This window comes from Burkholderia sp. WSM2232 (assembly GCF_000472545.1).
Lineage (GTDB): Bacteria > Pseudomonadota > Gammaproteobacteria > Burkholderiales > Burkholderiaceae > Paraburkholderia.
In genome coordinates, this window is sequence record NZ_AWZV01000007.1 from 18,806 (window position 1) to 37,306 (window position 18,501).

General features: G+C 60.6%; 15 protein-coding genes. 6 read left to right on the plus strand and 9 right to left on the minus strand.

What is annotated here, in order from left to right:
• Nucleotides 1–21: 21 nt before the first annotated feature.
• Nucleotides 22–1,434: a porin gene (locus F757_RS36085; RefSeq protein WP_198021356.1), complete on the plus strand. Its 1,413-nt coding sequence runs from the start codon at nt 22–24 to the stop codon at nt 1,432–1,434.
• Nucleotides 1,435–1,482: 48 nt separating this feature from the next.
• Here the strand turns inward: F757_RS36085 and lspA are convergent, their stop codons facing one another.
• From lspA to F757_RS36090, 6 genes are all read right to left on the minus strand, one after another.
• Nucleotides 1,483–1,992, minus strand: a complete 510-nt coding sequence (gene lspA / locus F757_RS0106645; protein WP_027210723.1) for a signal peptidase II — start codon at nt 1,990–1,992, stop codon at nt 1,483–1,485.
• 239 nt (nt 1,993–2,231) lie between these two features.
• Entirely contained in the window at nt 2,232–3,008 is a 777-nt protein-coding gene (locus F757_RS0106650) for a MipA/OmpV family protein (RefSeq protein WP_027210724.1), read from the minus strand.
• Nucleotides 3,005–3,886 carry an alpha/beta hydrolase gene (locus F757_RS0106655; protein WP_156923539.1) on the minus strand — a complete coding sequence of 294 codons (882 nt, stop codon included), beginning with the start codon at nt 3,884–3,886 and terminating at the stop codon, nt 3,005–3,007. Before F757_RS0106655 ends, F757_RS0106650 begins: the two co-directional genes overlap by 4 nt.
• 1 nt (nt 3,887) lies before the next feature.
• Nucleotides 3,888–4,688: a DUF4118 domain-containing protein gene (locus tag F757_RS0106660; RefSeq protein ID WP_027210726.1), complete on the minus strand. Its 801-nt coding sequence runs from the start codon at nt 4,686–4,688 to the stop codon at nt 3,888–3,890.
• 909 nt (nt 4,689–5,597) lie between these two features.
• Nucleotides 5,598–6,728, minus strand: coding sequence for an excisionase family DNA-binding protein (locus F757_RS0106665; protein ID WP_027210727.1), 1,131 nt, complete (start codon nt 6,726–6,728; stop codon nt 5,598–5,600).
• A gap of 105 nt (nt 6,729–6,833) precedes the next feature.
• Complete coding sequence (locus F757_RS36090; protein ID WP_027210728.1) at nt 6,834–7,019, minus strand: hypothetical protein; 186 nt, start codon at nt 7,017–7,019, stop codon at nt 6,834–6,836.
• Nucleotides 7,020–7,125: 106 nt separating this feature from the next.
• On the opposite strand from F757_RS36090, the gene F757_RS0106675 reads away from it, so the two are divergent.
• From F757_RS0106675 to F757_RS0106690, 4 genes are all read left to right on the plus strand, one after another.
• Nucleotides 7,126–8,400 (plus strand): EAL and HDOD domain-containing protein, encoded by a 1,275-nt coding sequence (locus tag F757_RS0106675; RefSeq protein ID WP_027210729.1) that lies wholly within the window; start codon nt 7,126–7,128, stop codon nt 8,398–8,400.
• A gap of 135 nt (nt 8,401–8,535) precedes the next feature.
• Nucleotides 8,536–10,233 carry a methyl-accepting chemotaxis protein gene (locus F757_RS0106680; protein WP_027210730.1) on the plus strand — a complete coding sequence of 566 codons (1,698 nt, stop codon included), beginning with the start codon at nt 8,536–8,538 and terminating at the stop codon, nt 10,231–10,233.
• Between the two features lie 196 nt (nt 10,234–10,429).
• Entirely contained in the window at nt 10,430–12,790 is a 2,361-nt protein-coding gene (locus tag F757_RS0106685; RefSeq protein ID WP_027210731.1) for an ATP-binding protein, read from the plus strand.
• A gap of 30 nt (nt 12,791–12,820) precedes the next feature.
• Nucleotides 12,821–13,261 carry a response regulator gene (locus tag F757_RS0106690; RefSeq protein ID WP_027210732.1) on the plus strand — a complete coding sequence of 147 codons (441 nt, stop codon included), beginning with the start codon at nt 12,821–12,823 and terminating at the stop codon, nt 13,259–13,261.
• Between the two features lie 15 nt (nt 13,262–13,276).
• Here F757_RS0106690 and F757_RS0106695 read toward each other — a convergent pair whose 3' ends face one another.
• From F757_RS0106695 to F757_RS0106705, 3 genes are all read right to left on the minus strand, one after another.
• Nucleotides 13,277–14,953: a sensor histidine kinase gene (locus F757_RS0106695; RefSeq protein ID WP_027210733.1), complete on the minus strand. Its 1,677-nt coding sequence runs from the start codon at nt 14,951–14,953 to the stop codon at nt 13,277–13,279.
• Between the two features lie 18 nt (nt 14,954–14,971).
• Nucleotides 14,972–15,742: a biliverdin-producing heme oxygenase gene (locus F757_RS0106700; protein WP_232221368.1), complete on the minus strand. Its 771-nt coding sequence runs from the start codon at nt 15,740–15,742 to the stop codon at nt 14,972–14,974.
• Nucleotides 15,743–16,161: 419 nt separating this feature from the next.
• Complete coding sequence (locus F757_RS0106705; protein WP_027210735.1) at nt 16,162–16,683, minus strand: Lrp/AsnC family transcriptional regulator; 522 nt, start codon at nt 16,681–16,683, stop codon at nt 16,162–16,164.
• Nucleotides 16,684–16,970: 287 nt separating this feature from the next.
• On the opposite strand from F757_RS0106705, the gene leuC reads away from it, so the two are divergent.
• Complete coding sequence (gene leuC / locus F757_RS0106710) at nt 16,971–18,380, plus strand: 3-isopropylmalate dehydratase large subunit (protein ID WP_027210736.1); 1,410 nt, start codon at nt 16,971–16,973, stop codon at nt 18,378–18,380.
• The last annotated feature ends 121 nt before the right edge of the window (nt 18,381–18,501 follow it).

The window sequence follows — 18,501 nt, forward strand, 5'->3', positions numbered from 1 at the left end:
ATCCTTACGTTGGAGGCGAATATGCCGAGAATCGATATTGCAGGCGATGTACGCCGGGTCTTTGAAGTCGTAAAAGGCGGGGGCATTGCAATCTGGCCAAACGATGTCGGATACGGCATGGTCGGCAGCAGTAAGGCGGCCATGCAGAAAATTTTCGACACGAAGAAGCGCGGCAGCCACAAGCGTAATGCCATCCTCGGGGATGCCATTACCCAGCGGGAAATTCACGCGCTCGACAAGCGTTCGCAGGACATCATTGAGTCGGTCACACTTGACTACAACTTGCCGCTCGGGGCGGTTGCGCCCTGCCGGCTCGATCACCCGCTTCTTCAGAAAATAGACGGCGAGTTGCTCGAAGCAAGTACGGCAAACGGCACTATCGCCATGTTGCTGAACGCCGGCCCTATCTATAACGAGCTCTGTCCCTCCGGTGTATTGCAGGGCAACCGGTTCGGCATGGTGGGAATTGAAGACATCGGGCACGGTCTGAAGACGGTGTTTCGCCTTGAAAGCGGGTTCTCTTTGACCAACGGCAACCTGGGCCAGGGCGGGCGCATGTTTGGGCGCCAGGCCTATGTCGGAATCAGCAGCAGCACTTTTGGCACGTTGACGGCCGGGCGCCAGTACGACTCGGTCGTCGATTATTTGCAACCCTATAGCGGCGTACCATACACCGGTCTTGCGCATCCGCTGGATAACGACAACATTGTCAATTCCTTCCGGATCAACAACGTTATCAAGTACGCCAGCGCGGAGTTTAAAGGGTTGAAGTTCGGCGGCATGTACGCCTTCAGTAATAGCGCAAGCACCGGCGCGCCCAACTCCGGTTTCGCCGTCAACCGTGCCTGGAGCCTCGGGAGTTCGTACACGGTGGGGGCATTCAGCGTCGGCGCGGCATACCTGCACTTGAATTCGCCGAACAGCAACACAGCCGGCGCCGTGTCCGGAGACTACATCAACGTGGGTCGCACAGGCGCCTTGCAATCAATTGGGCTCGCGGGCCCAGTCACAAGACAGGACGTCGTGGGCGTAGGCAGCTCCTATGCTTTCAGCGGCGGGAAAGTCGGCGTGCTCTACAGTCATACTCGGTTTGATTCGAACGTCGACCGTCTAACGTTCGACAACTACCAGGTCAACGGGACCTACTTCGTCACTCCATTCTTTTCGTTGGCCACTGTGTACAGCTTTACGGACGGCAAGCTGAAGTCGACGGACGCCAGCCCGAAGTACCACCAGGTGCAACTTGTCGGCGACTATTTTCTGAGCAAGCGGACAGACGTGTATCTGCTTGGCGCCTACCAAAGGGCTGCTGGGGATGCGAAGGTGGCATCGATTGCACCCGACACTTTCGGTACAGGTGGCTCTGCGGCGCCGGATGCGTCGACTACGAAGAACCAGGTATTGGTGCGTCTGGCTTTGCGTCACAAGTTCTGAGTAAGCGCGGACCGCGCGACGGCCGGCTATCACGAGCGGATGGAATGGTCAGGCACTTGCAGAGCCAGGCAACGTCGGTTTGCGTTTCATGCCCGCAAAAAGAAGCATAACCACTCCGAGCATGATTCCGACGTCCGCGACGTTGAAAACGCCCGTTCTCAACTGCCCGATTCCCATGTTCAGGAAATCGAAGACCAGGCCTCCATAAATCCAGCGATCCAGGAGATTACTCAGTCCACCGCCCAGGACGCAGGCGATCGCAAGGACCTCGATGCGGCCGAGTCTGGGTGACCCGAGTAACCATACAAACAAGCCGACGAGGACGGCGAGCACACCATAGATAAATACGATGTTGCGAGTCGCGTCAGACATGTGCGCCCCGAGGCTGAGGAAGGCCCCATGGTTGTAGACAGGAAGCACCACGAGGCTTCCGGCAAGAAACGACTTTACGTCGCCCGGAGCCAATACCTGCTTGAATATTGCCTTGGTCAGCTGGTCGACGACGATCCAGGCGAGCGCGCATAGCACGGCAGTCGTGACTCTGTGCTTTTTCGACATTCTTTGTTTGGAATTGGTAGACGGTGACACGATTGTAACGGTCCCTGACTGGCCGACGCTCTCGCGTGGCGCGCAGCGGATTGCGGACAGCCCATCGTCAGAGCTTGCGTTTAGAACCTGGCCGTCTGGTGAGCATCTTTCGCGCTGAGATAACGCCCGAAATTTGCGTTGGCCGCTGTGGTTGGTCACAGTGCGTGCGACGAGCTACGCAGGCAGGTCGAGCGCTAGCGAACGGCGCGCTAGAACCGATACAACACCGAAGCCATGCCATTCAGATCGAGACGCCGCTCGGTGATCGGGCTACCGGCAGCGGACTTCTGCAAACGCCCGACTACAGCCGCAACGTTCGCCGACCAGTGCGAATCGAATTTATACAGCGCGTTCACGTTGATGTGCACGTCGCGCAAGCCTGAATGCGTCGCATACCGAGGCAGGCCCGACGCTGCGCTTTCCTGAGCGTTCACGCCGAAAAAGGTCTGCGTGTACGTCGCGTTCGCCCATGTCACACCTGGCCCCGCGGACAGCAGCAATTTGCCGAGCGGCGCGGATACGAAGAGGTCCGCCATCGCGGTCAGGCCTTGCCCGGTTCCGGCTATGTCCCGGTACACCGCCGCCGAGCCAGTGAAGGCCCACCAGGTGTAGTCGGCGAAAAGCCGCAGTTTCGGTCCGTAGTGCACATCGGGCAAGCCTTTGAGCCGCACATCGTCCGAACTGCTTCGCGACTGGAAATCAAAGCTCAGCGAGGCCCCGGCATGATAGTTCTCACCCGCGAGCGCATTGACGCCCAGCACGTCCGGACCTTGGGAGAAGACCCGGTCGTTCCACGAGATGTCCTGAACGGGAAACGGCAGCACCTGAATCTGCGAAGAGCCCGGATATTTCGGAAACACATACAAGCCCGGTCCAACCGATATTTTCCAGTTGCTTGCTGCTTGCGGTTCGTCGGCGTGAGCCGCGCCGGCAAAAGCTGCCACCGCGAAGCCGCACACTACTGCTGGCAGAGGCGTGCGCTTCATGCTTTCCTCGCCACAGTCGCCAGTTGCCGCAGGCGGCGCGCAAGCGCCCGGGAAACCACGGGCGCCGGATTATGGCTGCACACCGTTGCAGCCACGCTTTCGCGCAGGAAGAGTGCACATTCGCGCGCCACGACTTCGCGCTCGTTGTCGGAAGTGATCATGTGATAGGAGTCGTCGAGCCAGATGGTTCGCAAGAACGACGCGCCAATGGTGGTCCCCACGAACCGCGCGTTATGCGGGCTCGAGGTCTCGTCGTCGATAGCGTGAATAATCAGGCAATCGGTTCCGATGCCCTTGAGCTGCTTCTTTACCGAGTCCGCAAGGCGGCCGGCCTCGTGCAGCGCTGGCATGCCGATGGATGCCGGTCCAACTTCGCTGATGTCGTTCTTCTGCATGGCTCGCGCGATCTTCGAGCGCAACGCCTCGTTGCGCAGCCCGTAGGGTTCCTGTTCGCGATAACGATAACGTGAGCGAAGGGGCGTGTAATACACGTAGTCCAGCAAAAAGCGATACCAGGGAAGCGACCAGCCGTCGTAGTTCAGCGTGATCGATAGCAGCAGCAACGCGCGGGCGGCGGGCCGCTCGTGCGCGACGGCAGCCGCGAGCGTCGCGCCCATCGACAGACCGCATATCGAAACGTGCTCATGCTGTGAGGCGAGCTTATCGAACTCCGCGATGGCCGCGCCGATCCATTGCTCCATCGGCAGATGTCCGGTGCCTGCGGTGTAGCCGGGCAATTCGGGCGTATGGGTGGCAAAGCCCTCGTCGGCAAGCAGTCGCGCGAGAAAACGCAACTCGAGCGGCGAGCTCGACAGGCCGTGCAACAGCAGCACAACGTGATCGCTGTGGTCAAGGCTTGAAAATGGCGTGGCGTTCATGTCAGTCATCTGCGCGCAAAACAAGGAATTCACCGGACGACGTGGTGAAGCGGTCGCACGCGCACTCAACCGGCCGCCAGTCGTCGCGGGCGCTGGAGAGAAAACGCATGCGGTGACGCCCTGGCGTCAGATGGACGCTCACGTGCGCGAGATCCTCCTCATGCACTTGCGTATGCTTCGCGCAGTAGGCGATGCCCGCGTGCAACGATGCGTCGCCCGCGGGGGCGTCGGGTGTAGCCGTGGCGGCGGCGGCCACGAAGTTGCACGGAGGCAAGCTGTTGGCGGGATTGAGCGCCTTAATGAGGATCAGGGAGCGGTTGTACTGGGCGATATGACGCAGCATGCGATGCATTTCATCGGTGGCCCGGCGGGCAATCAGCCGCTCGTTGTCATGGCGCAGCAGCATTTCGTAGCGCGATTGCGCCACGGCTGCGAGCAGTTCGGCGCGATACTGCGCGCGCCGCAAACGTTCAACGAGGCCGATGACGAAAACCGTCATCAGAGGGTACGAGATCAGCAGATGCAGATCCGACGCGTCGATCACTTCGATGTGGCCATAAGGCGGCACGAAGAGATAATCGGCAAGGCAAAGGCCGAGCAGCATCACGCATAACGCGGGCGCGAGGCCACAGTAGTACTCGACGAGCACCGCGGCGACGAGAAAAGCAGTGCCGGGCATGAACGGCCCGAGCAGCGGGTGCAGGACCGTCCGGATGATCGCCGCGGCAACGAGTGCCGCTGCTGCGGCGATCCACCTGTTCCGGCCACGTGGCGCCCACCGTTTTGAATTTTTGACTTCCATGCACTCGATGCAAACATTAAAACCTTTCTCCCCATTAACGGCGATATGGGGGAAAGGTTTAGCAGATAACCCGTTCGATCTACCAAGCTTTGAGCGCGGCGACCAAACTCGAAGCCAAAGTCTGGTACAGCGCTGATGGCGGCGCGAGTTCCAGGACGTGGGCGTGCAGCCGCGCCGCTCATCGCCTGTACGAATCCGATAAGCGCGCACACCTTGCTCTGTTTCTCAGCGGTTCAGGACAAGAAGCGCTTCCGGATAGCGGTCGCACATGAAGTCGACGAACGCTCGCGCCCGTTGCATTCCCAGCACAGACCGCTCGCGTGCGCCGCGCAGAACTTTCGCCGCGGAAGCTATAGCTTCGTTGCCTGAGCAATTGGCGGGAGACGACCTGCAACAGTGGTCATTATCTGATCCGCCAGGACCGCTAACCAACTGCTAACGGCCGTTAGTCGAAACGTCCTTTGATTAACATGAACCATCACCGCATCCACCGCCAGGAGTTCCCAAAGGTCCGATAGTGCGCCAGGGCGTTGACCCATTAAAGCCGGAGGTTATCGGAGCCAGACCCGCCCGGATATGCGACAAAGAGCCCCGGCAAGAGGACGGTGATCTGTCAGAACAAGGGATCGGGCTTCGTCGCGCGGAAAAAACCGCTCAAAATCAAGGTCGACAGGATCGTTGCCCGCTTTGCACTCCCCGGAGCCGAGCACAGCCGTGGACTCTTGATCGACTCGGCCGACGCGCCGCGGGCAAAAAATGATGGCATGCCGGCCGAGCAGCGCGACATGACCTCGTCTGTACTCAATGGGAAGGCGCCACCTACTGATGCGCCGTGTCAGCAAAAAAGCAGTGCCACCGCCAGTCTCCGCGCCAGCCCTCAGCGCTTGAGCGAGGGCAGACGAGACTGCATCAAACACCAGACGTTGCGGTGGAACTCGCCGGCTGCGCCGTGGCCCAGCGGAGCTTTCGTTCCATGACGCGCAGATTGATGTGGTCAGACGCGAGGCGTCCCAGTGTAGTGAGTGCGTCGCGCTGCGATTCCAGGAGCCGGCGCGGCGTGCGGTCGATCACACAGAGTGAGCCGAGCCGGTAGCCCTGAACGTCGCAAATGTTGACCCCGGCGTAGAAGCGGATGTGAGGATCGCCCGTTACCAGTGGGTTACTGGCAAATCGCAGGTCGATCGTTGCGTCCTCAACGACGAACACGCCATCCTGCAGGATCGTGAAATTGCAGAACGCCCATGACCGCGGCGTTTCTGCCGTTTCGAGCCCCCAACGAGATTTGAACCATTGCCTGTCGGGCGTGAGAAGCGTCAGCAGAGCAATTGGCGCCTCGAGAATCGTGGCGGCGAGGCGTGTGATTTCATCAAACGATTCTTCGGCAGGGCTATCCACCAGGCCGGAAGCCGTGACTGCGATCAGCCTTTGCGCCTCATTACCCGCGGGGTCACCGCTCAACGGTTCGACCACAGGCCGCGCCAACGGTCCGCCGTCGCCAAGCAACCGGCGGACCGTGGACTGGAGCGTACCCGCAGACCTGTTGGCGGCTACAACATGCAGGCGCCGGCCGGCAGTCGGCAATGCCGACAGGTCTGTGCCGCCGACGTCCCCCGCTATGACCACGTGAGTGTGACCGAGAGCGGGGTGCGCAAGAATCGCCTCGAGGAGGCGCATGCAATCCGACCCGTCGGCGTCGAAGTCAAGCACGATCACTGATGGCAGAAGGTGGCCGGCACTGAGCAAGGTTTGATAGGCATCGGAGCTTGCGTGCACGGCGCACTCAGGCATGGCGTTGAACATTTCTACAAAGCGCTGAGCCTTGTGCCGGGGCGTATGCACCAGCACCAGCGCGGGCCCATGAATCCTTTGCGCAGCGAGCCTCGCCTTAAGGTCCATCACAGCGCTGCGGCGGACACGACGATGACCACCGGGCGTTTTCCAGGAGTCGAGCGTATTCGTCTCGATCCACGTCTGTGCGGTGCGGGCCGACACGCCGAGAAGTTCCGCCGCTTCCCGGGTCGTGATGATGGGGTCTTCCATGTGATTCCTGTTCTATTGCTCGCAGCATACTCGATCTAGGGGTATACGGCATCAGGGAATAAGAAAATGGCAAATTCGGAAATTTGCGTTACGATAGATCCCGTATCAGTCCTCGACCTGACCCGCCACCCCGACGGGAAAGGGCTTATCGAACCGGCCTCCGGCCGGTTTTTTTTCGCCCTTGACGCGCGTTTTTTCGGGGTGGAACGGAAAATCTGGAATGATCGGGGCGACGTCGGCGGCGCTTTCGCGCGGCTTGGTAGTAACCGCGTAATTCGGAAAAATCGGCAAATTATGTTAAAGAATCGCTGACGGCTGCCGTTAAGTCCGTCAGAGCTCCGCGCAGCGCGCGCCGGGCCGAAGCCAACAAGAACGCGAAAAACGGAGGAGCAAACTCATGAGCCACGCCTGGCCGGGGACACTGACCGAGGCCGCCACGACGTTCGTCGCGCGGCAGCCCATCGTCGACAGGGGCGGGCGCATGGTCGCCTATGAACTGCTTTTCAGGGACGGCGATACTGCTGCTGCCGATATAGCCGATGGCTTTGGCTGCACCGCGCATGTCGTCGAGCGCACCGTTGGCGCGTTGGGGCTTGACATGGTTCTGACAGGGCTCGATGGGTACATCAATTGCACGGCGCACTTCCTGCACTCAGGGGTGCCCCAGATCCTGACCGGTGGGCGATTCGTGCTCGAGGTTCTCGAATCGTGCGAACTGGACGGGGCGCTCAGAAAGCGCTGCAACGCATTGCGCGCGGCAGGTCTGCGGATTGCGCTGGATGACGTGGCAGAGCTTAGCCCCGCGATCGAAGCCTTCCTGCCGGCAGTCGACATCGTCAAGCTCGAATGGCCGGCGCTGGATGCGACCACCGCGCGAGCGATGGTCCGGGAGCTCAAGCGCGCCGGAAAGATTGTGGTTGCCGAGAAGGTGGACGACCGCGAGCAATGGCAAAACGCGATTAACTGGGGATGCGACATGGTGCAGGGGTTCTACTTCAGCCGGCCGCAGATCATGGAGGCGCGGCGTCTTGTGCCCGACCTCGGGCAACTGCTGGAGCTGTTGAACCTGATCATCAACGATGCTTGCGATCATCGCATCATCCGCGCCCTGTCGGACATGCCGGTGCTCGTCACGCAGGTGTTGAGACTCGCCAACTGTTCGGGTAACGCAAATCCTAAGCGGACTGCGATTGCGTCGCTACATCAGGCGCTCGCGACGATCGGGACGACCCGGCTCTTCCAGTGGTGCAGTCTGCTGCTCTACAACCATTCGGACCCCGACGCCGTCTGTCGGGATCCGCTGCTCGCGCTCGCGAGGCAACGCGCGTCGTTCATGTTGCAGGCGGCTCTCTCCGAGGACCCTCGCGCAACGGCGTTTGCACAGACCGCTTACCTGACAGGCATGCTCTCGCTGCTGCATGTCATCTGGGGGCGGCAGCAGGACGAGTTCGTGGAGACGCTCCCGCTTGAGCGTGGCATGAAGGCCGCCCTCGTCGATCGCTGCGGCAGGCTCGGGGAGCTGCTGACGGGCGCCGAAATCTTCGAGGGTAAGCCGCGTTCACTAGTAGCAGATCCCGGGCACCACGATGCGCAAACGCGCGACCGCTCTGCTGAGCAGCCCGGCATCGGGCACGAGAATGGCCCCTTGAACGAGGCGTTGCCCGTCTGTTGAATCGGGCAGGCGCCCGGGACACCGTACACGAAAGAAGCATCCCCAACAGCAACCTGATGAAAGCTTTTCTAGCCCCGAGGCCATTCGGACTGGCAGAGCGAAACCGTTAAGCAGAATTTCAAACTGGAGAATCACATGAAATACTTAGGTAACCTACGAATTGGAACCCGCCTGCGGGTGGGGTTCGGCATTACGCTGCTACTGCTTATGATGACGGGCGGGCTGGCGATGCTGCAGGCGTCGAGAATCTATGCAGGAACTGAGGAAATCGCCGACAACTGGCTTGCCAGCGTTCAGACGCTGGGCGAGATCAGGGCGCTCGCTAACGGCGTGCGCCGGGCGAGCTTGCGATCCGTGCTGGAGAGCGAGGCTACAGCGAAGCAGAGCCAGCGCGCGCAGCACGACGCCGCACTGTCATCCTTCAAGGCCGCTATGGCAAGCTATGAGAAGCTCGTGTCATCGCCCCAGGAGCAGGAGATCTTCGGCAATCTGACCAAAGCCTGGGCCGCATTCGAGACTTCCGACACGAAGCTGCTTCAGCTATCGGAATCGGGCGATGCCGGCTTTGCCGCTGCCAGGTCGCTGGCGACAGGCGAGTCAGCAACGCTGTTCACTCAGGCGCTGCAGCTCGTCGAGCAGGACGTGAATCTCAATCGCGCTGGCGCGGCCGCCGCCACGACAGATGCAGCAGGAAATTATCACGCGACCATCGTGCTGACCGGCGTGCTGTGCGGCGCGGCCCTGCTGCTGTCTGTCGTCGTTGCATGGCTGATTACCCGTTCCATCGTCGCTCCGCTCGAACGGGCGGTTGGTATAGCCGAGACGGTGGCGCGCGGCGACCTCACGTCGGAGATCGAAGTGTCCGGTCGTGACGAGACCAGCCAGCTTCTGCTCGCGCTGCGCAACATGAACGCACGGCTGCTGGACGTGGTGAGCCGCGTGCGCTCGAGCAGCGAAAGCATCGCCACCGGTTCCGCACAGATTGCCGCGGGCAACACTGACCTGAGCCAGCGTACCGAGGAGCAGGCTGCATCGCTCGAGGAAACGGCGGCCAGCATGGAGCAGTTGACGGCGACGGTCAAACAGAACACGGACAACGCCCGCCAGGGCAACACGCTCGCCAGCAATGCATCGGAGGTGGCAGCCAGAGGCGGTCAGGTCGTTGCCGAGGTCGTTGACACCATGCACGACATTTCCGACAGTTCGGCAAAAGTGGCTGAAATCATTGCTGTCATCGAGGGAATCGCTTTCCAGACAAACATACTCGCGCTGAATGCCGCTGTTGAGGCTGCACGGGCTGGCGAAGAAGGCCGGGGCTTTGCCGTCGTGGCGAGCGAAGTGCGGGGGCTTGCGCAGCGCAGCGCTTCTGCTGCGCGGGAAATCAAGGAGCTGATCAACCAGTCGGTGGCCAAAGTGGAGGCGGGCACGTTGCTCGTCGACAATGCGGGTGCCACGATGAAGGAAGTGGTCCACTCGGTAAAGCGTGTCACCGACCTCATGGGCGAAATTGCGTCGGCATCGGTTGAGCAACATACCGGTATCGAACAGGTCAATCAGGCCGTCATGCAGATGGACGAGGTCACGCAACAGAATGCGGCGCTGGTGGAGGAGGCTTCGGCAGCAGCGCAATCGATGGCATCGCAGTCGAGCACGTTGCGCGAACTGGTCTCGGTTTTCCGCCTGCCTCCTTCAAGCGCAGGCACAGCCGGTCCGCCCGAGACGCTGAGCGCGGCTCCCGGGCGTGCGGCGCGGAAGGCGGCAAGCGTTGGTCAACGCAGGCCCAACGCCGCAGTCGCTGCCAACGAAAGCAGTACGAGCTGGCAGTCGTTCTAACTGGTGGCCCGCACGCTCTGCCGCTCGAATTGGCTGGAAAGTGCTATTCGGCGCGACGCGCGTCGCTGCGCAAAGCGCGTGCTGACAGGTCCATTTTCGCTTTTTTAGCCGACGTTCCTTCGCTCCACGCCCGTCGAAAGTGAAGGAACTGCTAAATGACTATGCGAAAATGCACTACACCCATCCCGGAGCAAGCATGGCCCAATTGCACTCCTCACCGCCGTCGTCGGCGGCCGAAGCCGAATGCGCGCGAGAACCCATCCATATTCCAGGCGGTATTCAACCGCACGGGTTCCTGTTTAGCGTTGCTCCGGATGGAACGTTGCTGCAAGCCAGCGCCAATATCGCCACGTTGACGGGTTCATCCGCAGAAAGCGCGCTGGGCCGTCCCATCGCTCATGTTCTCGGCGACGAATGGAGCGCGCGCATTATCAGCGGTCTGGCCTCTCAAGAGGCCGAAGGTGTTCCGCTGTACATCGGTTCGATGAGCGACCCGCGCGGCGACACAGCGGATGCGCGAATCGGGCCTTTCGCCGTGGTCGTGCACCGCTATCAGGGCGTTCTGTTTGTCGAACTCGAACCGGCGCTCGGCACCGAGGACGTTTTCTCTTCGATGTACCCGCTGGTGCGCACCTTCATCAATCGTCTCGAAGAGGCGAACAGTGTGCCGCGCCTCGCACAGCTTGCTGCCGACGAAGTGCGCCGTATCACAGGATACGGCCGCACGCTCGTCTATAACTTCGATGATGCCGGGGTTGGTCATGTGATCGCCGAAAACATCCAGCCGGGATACACCTCTTACATCGACCAGCACTTTCCGGGCTCCGACATTCCGGCTCAAGCCCGTGAACTCTATGTGCGCAACCGCATCCGTCTGATCGCCGACGCCGCTTATCAGGCCTCGCCGCTCGTACCGTCTCTGCATCCGTCCACGGGCCGGCCCACCGATCTCACGTACGCCTCGCTGCGCAGCGTGTCGCCCGTGCATGTGCAATACATGAAGAATATGGATACGCTGTCTTCCATGTCCATGTCGATCGTGGTGAGGGGCAAGTTGTGGGGCCTCATCTCGTGCCATCACGCTAGCGCACGCGTGCCGCCATTCGAAGTGCGCATGGCGTGCGAACACATCGCACAGGTGCTGTCGTTGCAGATCGAATCGAAGGAAGATCATGCGCAAGCCGAATACCGGCTCAAACTGCGCCGCACACTGACTCGGCTGCTCGGCGTGATGGCCGATGCAGACAGTTTTACTGAAACGCTCGCGAGCGATCCCGCCGATCTTCTTGCACTGACCGCCGCAGACGGCGCAGCTATTGTGTTCGACGGCCGCATCCAGTTGATCGGCGCTACGCCGTCCGAAGAAGAGGTGGGCAAACTGGTCGAATGGCTGGATTCGAAAAGCGAGGAGACGTTCGATACCGACGTGCTCGGCTTCACCTGCCCGGTGCTGCCGGCCAACCCGAACTACGCCGGTCTGCTGGCCATATCTATTTCGACGTTGTTCAGGAATTACGTGCTGTGGTTCCGCAAGGAGGCCATCCAGACAATCAAATGGGCCGGCGATCCGCGGCTGAAACTGGCAAATCTTGCTCCCTCGCTGTCGCCGCGCAGGAGCTTCGAGGTCTGGACGGACACCGTGCGAGACCGCTCGCTCGCCTGGAGTCCCGCCGAAGTCGAAATCGCGGCTGAGTTTCGTGCCGCTTTGCTCGGCATCGTGCTGCGCCGTGCCGAAGAGTTGGCGCAACTCGCGCAGGAACTCGGGCGCGCCAACAAAGAACTCGAAGGTTTCTCCTACACCGTGTCGCACGATTTGCGCGCGCCGTTGCGGCACATTGCGAGTTTCGCGGACCTGCTGCGTCAGATGGAGAACGACGCGCTGTCCGAGCGCGGTCAACACTTTCTGGAACGAATCATCTCGTCGGCGAAGTTCGGCGGCGAACTGGTCGACGATCTGCTCGCCTTCTCGCAAATGAGCCGCGCGGCACTGCGTCCGCAACCGTTCGACGTGAACGCGCTGGTCGAGTCGCTCATCGCCGACGAAGCCAAGCATACGGCTCACCGCAACATCGAGTGGCACGTCGGCGATCTCGGCGAGGTCACGGCCGATGCGACGCTGATTCACATCGTGCTGCGCAATCTGATCGAGAATGCCGTAAAATTTACGGCTACCCGAGATCCGGCCATCATCGAAATCGGCCGTTACGCGGGCACGGGCCAACTCGCCGACCAGGAAGTTTTCTTCGTGAAGGACAACGGCGTGGGCTTCGACATGCTCTATGTCGACAAGCTGTTCGAGGTCTTCCAACGCCTGCATCGTATGGAAGAATTCGGCGGCACGGGCATTGGACTTGCAAGCGTCAAACGGATCATCGAACGCCACGGCGGCAAGGCCTGGGCCGAGGGCGAAGCGGAGAAAGGCGCAACCGTGAGTTTTTCTTTGCCTCATTCCCTTCACGTGGCGGCGAGCGAGAGCGATGAATCTTCGGCTATCTCAACGGCACGGTCCAGCGCGTTGCTGACAGGTAAGCGCATGCGCGTTGTGCGCAAAGGCTGAAAATGGTGAACAGGAATGGAGGAAAAGCGCGTGCTGAAACCAATTCTGCTGGTTGAAGACAATCCCAACGACATCGAACTTACGCTGATCGCGCTCGAAAAGACGCGGCTCGCGAATCCGGTCGTGTCGTTGCGCGACGGAGAAGAAGCTCTGCAATGGCTGCGCCGCGAAGGGCGCTGGGCGGAGCGCAGCGAAGGAAGTCCGGCCGTTATCCTGCTGGACAAGAAACTGCCCAAGGTGGACGGTCATGAGGTGTTGAAGTCCGTTCGTGAAGACGAGGAGCTTCGGCGCATTCCAGTGGTGATGCTCACTTCTTCTCGCGAGGAAAGCGACTTGCTGCGCAGTTATGACCTTGGCGTGAACGCGTACGTGGTGAAGCCGGTCCAGTTCGACGACTTCATGGACGCCATTAAAGATCTCGGCGTTTTCTGGGCCGTGCTCAACGAACCGCCGCCGCACCCGCGCGCATGAACGCCTATGCTGGCGCTAGCGGTATAGGGGCAGCCTGACACGGAAGGTGGCGCCATGCCCCAGGCCCGCACTTTCCGCGACGATCGTACCGTTGTGCAGGTCCACCAGATTCTTCACGAGCCACAAGCCTAAACCGAGCCCGGCAACACGTCCGGAGCCGTGCGCTGCGAACTGCTGGAAACGTTCGAAAATGCGTTGGAGCGATTGGTCGTCCAGACCGACGCCGGTGTCTCGCACAGCCAGTTCCACGTGCTCAGTGTCGGCTTTCACCCACAATTCAATCGCTCCGGTCGTGCAGAACTTGCGCGCATTCGACAACAGGTTCCACACCACCTGCTTCATGCGGCTTTCGTCCGCCAGAACGGTAACCGAAGCGAGATCGTCGGCGATCAGGCGCAAGCCTTTTGCTTCCACGTCAATTCGCATATCTTCGGCGACATTGCCCGCCAGTGCGCCGAGATCCACCGGGCTCATGTTGACTGACAGTTTTCCCGTGACGATTGCGCCGCTGTCCAGCAGATCGTCGACCATGTGGGCAAGCTGACGTGCGTTGCGGCTGATCACGCCGGCAGCACGCGGCGCGACCTGTGACGGCTCGCTCGAGCGTTCCAGCAGATGCGTCCAGGAAATGATTGCCGAGAGCGGCGAGCGCAGTTCGTGACTGACCGTCGTGACGAAGTGGTCCATTGCGGTGGCGAGACGTTCGCTCTGCTCACGCGCCCGCTTTTCCGACAATGCGATCTGCTGCTGCTCCAGTTCCGCTTCTTTACGCGTGGTGATGTCCAGTGTGAAGCCGATGACCGAATTGAGCGTACCGTCCGGCAGAAAACGGCCAACGCCGCGCACGAGAATCCAGCGGATCGACCCGGTAGTCCAGCCTACCCGGAAGTCCACTTCGAAATGATCCCGGCTCGCAACGGCCATGTTCATTGCGTCGCGCAAACGGCCACTGTCTTCCGGATGCGCGATCTCGCCGAATAGCCGCTGCTCGGTAATCACCGACGTGCTCACGAGACCGAGATTGGTCTTGCACTGATCCGTACAGTTGATGAGGCGGGTACGCGGGTCCAACTCCCAGGCGCCCAGTTGTGAAAACTCGAGCGCGAGCTGGAAGCGCTCTTCGTGTTCGCGCAACTGTTGTTTGGCTTCCTGCGCAACCACCAGGCGAAGCTGCGCCTGCGAGCGCAGCTTGGCGCGCTCACGCTGTTGACGTTCGTATTCGTCGACGCGGTCGGTGACTTCGCTGACGCGCAGCGCGATATACGCGTTGCCGTCGTGCGCCGTAGCGAGCAGCGTCGCCTTGACTCGCCAGTAACGCGCCGCAAGCTGTGGGGCAGATGCTTCAGGATCGGAAACGGGTTCACGCGCTGCTGCCGTCGCGCGCGGCGGCGTTTCATAGCGGAACAGGGTCGACCATTTTGACTCGCCGGGAACGAGGTCGGCTAGCGCGCTGTCGAGCCACGAGCGCCGGGCTTCGCGTTGTTCGCGCGGACCGAACTGGTTGATGTCGAAAATCGATTTGCCAAGCACGTTGCTCGATGACTGATCCACCAGGCTGCGGTAGCTCGCGTTTGCATGCAGTATCCTGAACTGCCGATCGAGGATCAGATACGCATCCGGTAGCAAGTCGAAAGCCGCCGCTGCATCGAGCGGATACGGCGGCGCTGAACTGTCCTCATGGCAGCGATTCATGGCGTGGGCGCCCGGGGATTAGTCGGCATTTATGCCGCCAGCGAGAGCGGAACAGGGCACGAGTTCGATGAGAAGTGCGAACGCGTCTGACGCGCCGCGGCACGCTTCATGAATCTTCGCTTCGGTGTCCAGGCCGGCGCACATGGCTTGAACGAAAGCGGGCCAACGTTTGCCCGGCGCCCCGCGACCAAGTGCGAGATAGTCGAGAGGATGGGGCGCCAGGCGTTCTTTGAGACGATCATAGAGAACCGCACCGCCTAGCTGGGAACCCTCGATCACGTAGCACACGCCCCAGCGATAAGCGGCGCTTTCGCTGCGACTTCGCCAATTGGGTTGTTCATCGGGTTGCTCATTAGCCGGCGGCATTGTGATGCGCCCTTGGGCATTCACACAAGGGTGCGATAGATCCGCCTCGATCAATGCGAGGCGGTTCACCGGCGACACGACATGGGTAGCCTGCGGCCCGTCGCTGAACTGCTGCAACCATGCTTCGAGTTGCCGAAGCCATTCGCGCAGAATGCCCAGGTGTGCGACGTAGTCGTCACGCGAGACGCTATTCACCGACAGCGGCATGAGTTGATGCGTCAACTCGTGTTGTTTCGAAGTCGCTGCGCGCAATGCGGCGAGTACGCGTTGTTTATCACTTCTCGGGCCAGCGGGTTCTCTGGCGATATCGATTTGGTCGGTCAACGTGCGAATGGAACCTGGAAGTTGCGGAATCAGACGAAGAGGCGAAACATAAAAGCACAGATGACGCAGCGAAGTCGTTGCGAGATATTTGCTGAGCACGACCGTGCAAGCATTCTAAAGCAACAAGCGCAGACGTATTAGCGCCGCCGCAAATGACGTGCGCCCCGTTCGCTCAATGCGAAAATATCAGCAGCAGCATGCAAGAATTTCCGATGAGTTAGTTGCGAGTCGGCATCGGTAATTCGTGCACTCCTTTCTGTTGAGAGGTCCACAACGTATAACACGACACATCATTCAGTGCATGGCTCTTTCCCCGTTGCGCTGTCCATGTGCGCATCGCTTCCATTGCGCAGGGACATCGGCACGTCGGTAGCATGCACCGCGCTGAACAATCTCCGGGAACCTTGCACGACGGCGCGTAGGTGAAATATGACTCCAAGGCCGCGCTCGATGGCACCTAACTTCGGACCTTCACGGCTCGGGCGGCGTCGGGAACAGAGCGGGCATCGCATGCGATGTCACTCCCGGTTCTCGTCGTCTCCTGAACTCAGCGTCATCCCTGCTGCCGGCAAAGGTAACGCCGTGCGATAGCGTACCTGCTTGAGCGCAAAGCTCGACCGGATGTTGGCGACACCCGGAATTGTCGTCAACTGCTCGAGAATGAAACGCTCGAGACTCGGCATGTCGGGTACCACTACGCGTAACAAATAATCGGCATCGCCCGACATCAGATAACACTCCATCACCTCGGGGCGCTTGTCGATAGCTTCCTCGAAACGGCGCAGCGCCAGCGTCACCTGCTTTTCCAGACTCACCTGAATGAACACGTTGATTCGCAGGCCCAACGGCTCGGGGTTCAGCAGTGTCACTTGCTGCTTGATAAGGCCGAGCTTTTCGAGCGCGCGCACGCGATTGAAGCAAGGCGTGGTCGACAGATTGACCGCGCGGGCCAGTTCGGCGTTCGTTATGCGAGCGTTCTGCTGCAGCTCATTGAGAATGGCGATGTCGATCCTGTCCAGCTTTCGAGTCACGGGGCTCATGGTGGCGATATTCTAAAAAAATAAGAAAGACAGTATAAAACGAACTGCGTGACCGCTGTTTATGAGTTAAATGAGATGCACATTCCATTGCTTGCTGTGTAATCTAACGCCATCGTTTTTCGGTCGCGGAGCCTGTCATCGTGCACATGTCAGTCGTGCCTCATGGATTCGCGCGTTCGTACGTCGCCGTAAGGGCACGTCCTGCGCAGCAGTCGCTGTGCGGCCGTCCAGTCAGCAACCAACCATAAATCACCGACTGCCCGCAGTCATCACTATCCCTGCATACCATGGCACAGACTCTTTACGACAAATTGTGGAACACCCATGCGGTCCACACCGAAGAAGACGGCACGACGCTTTTATATATCGACCGCCATCTACTGCATGAAGTCACCAGCCCTCAGGCATTTGAAGGGCTGAGGCTGCAGCAGCGCCCGGTATGGCGCAACAGCGCCAGCCTGGCCGTCGCAGATCACAACGTCCCCACCACCGACCGCAGCCAGGGCATCGCCGATCCGGTTTCCAGGAAGCAGGTGGACACGCTCGACGCGAACTGCGACGTGTTCGGCATTGCCCACTTCAAGATGAACGACATGCGTCATGGCATCGTGCACATCATCGGGCCAGAGCAGGGCGCCACGCTGCCGGGCATGACGATCGTCTGCGGCGACTCGCATACGTCGACGCACGGCGCCTTCGGCGCACTTGCGCATGGCATCGGAACGTCGGAGGTGGAACACGTCCTGGCTACGCAAACCCTGCTGCAAAAGAAGAGCAGCAACATGCTGGTCAAGGTGGAAGGCCAACTGCCGCGAGGCTGTACGGCGAAAGACATTGTGCTTGCCATCATCGGTAAGATCGGCACCGCAGGCGGCACCGGCTATGCCATAGAGTTCGGCGGCTCGACTATTCGCGCTCTGTCGATGGAAGGTCGGATGACCGTGTGCAATATGACGATCGAGGCGGGCGCACGGGCGGGCATGGTCGCCGTCGACGACACCACGATCGAGTACCTCAAAGGTCGCCCGTTCTCGCCGACCGGTCCCGAGTGGGACAAGGCCGTCGCACGCTGGAAGCAGTTCGCCTCGGACCCGGACGCGCACTTCGACCGGGTGATCGAGGTGAATGCCGCGAACATCGTCCCGCAAGTTACGTGGGGCACGTCGCCCGAAATGGTGGCGTCGATAGACGGCCATATCCCGGATCCGGATCGCGAGAAAGATCCGGTCAAACGGGAAGCGCTCGAGCGCGCGTTGCAGTACATGGGCCTCGAGCCCAACCAGCCGGTGGAAGCGATCAAGCCGGACAAGATTTTCATCGGTTCGTGCACGAACGCGCGCATCGAAGATATGCGCGCGGCCGCGTGGGTGGTCAGGAAGTTGGGGCGCCGCGTGGCATCCAGCGTCCGTCTGGCGATGGTCGTGCCGGGCTCTGGTCTCGTGAAAGCGCAGGCCGAACGCGAAGGTCTCGACAGGATATTCATCGATGCAGGTTTTGAGTGGCGCGAACCGGGCTGCTCAATGTGCCTCGCCATGAACGCCGACCGGCTCGCGCCGGGCGAGCGCTGCGCATCCACGTCGAACCGCAACTTCGAAGGCCGCCAGGGGGCGGGCGGGCGTACGCACCTGGTGAGCCCCGCCATGGCCGCAGCAGCTGCTATCGAGGGCCATTTCGTCGATATTCGCAAGCTTGCTTGAGACACAGCTTCAGACCCGGCTTGAGACGCGGCTCTGGACGCGTCGCAACCCGGGGCTGCAATAAACGAATTCCAAATCGCCGTTGGCACCGAGTCTTCACGCGCGCTCACTGCAAACGCGC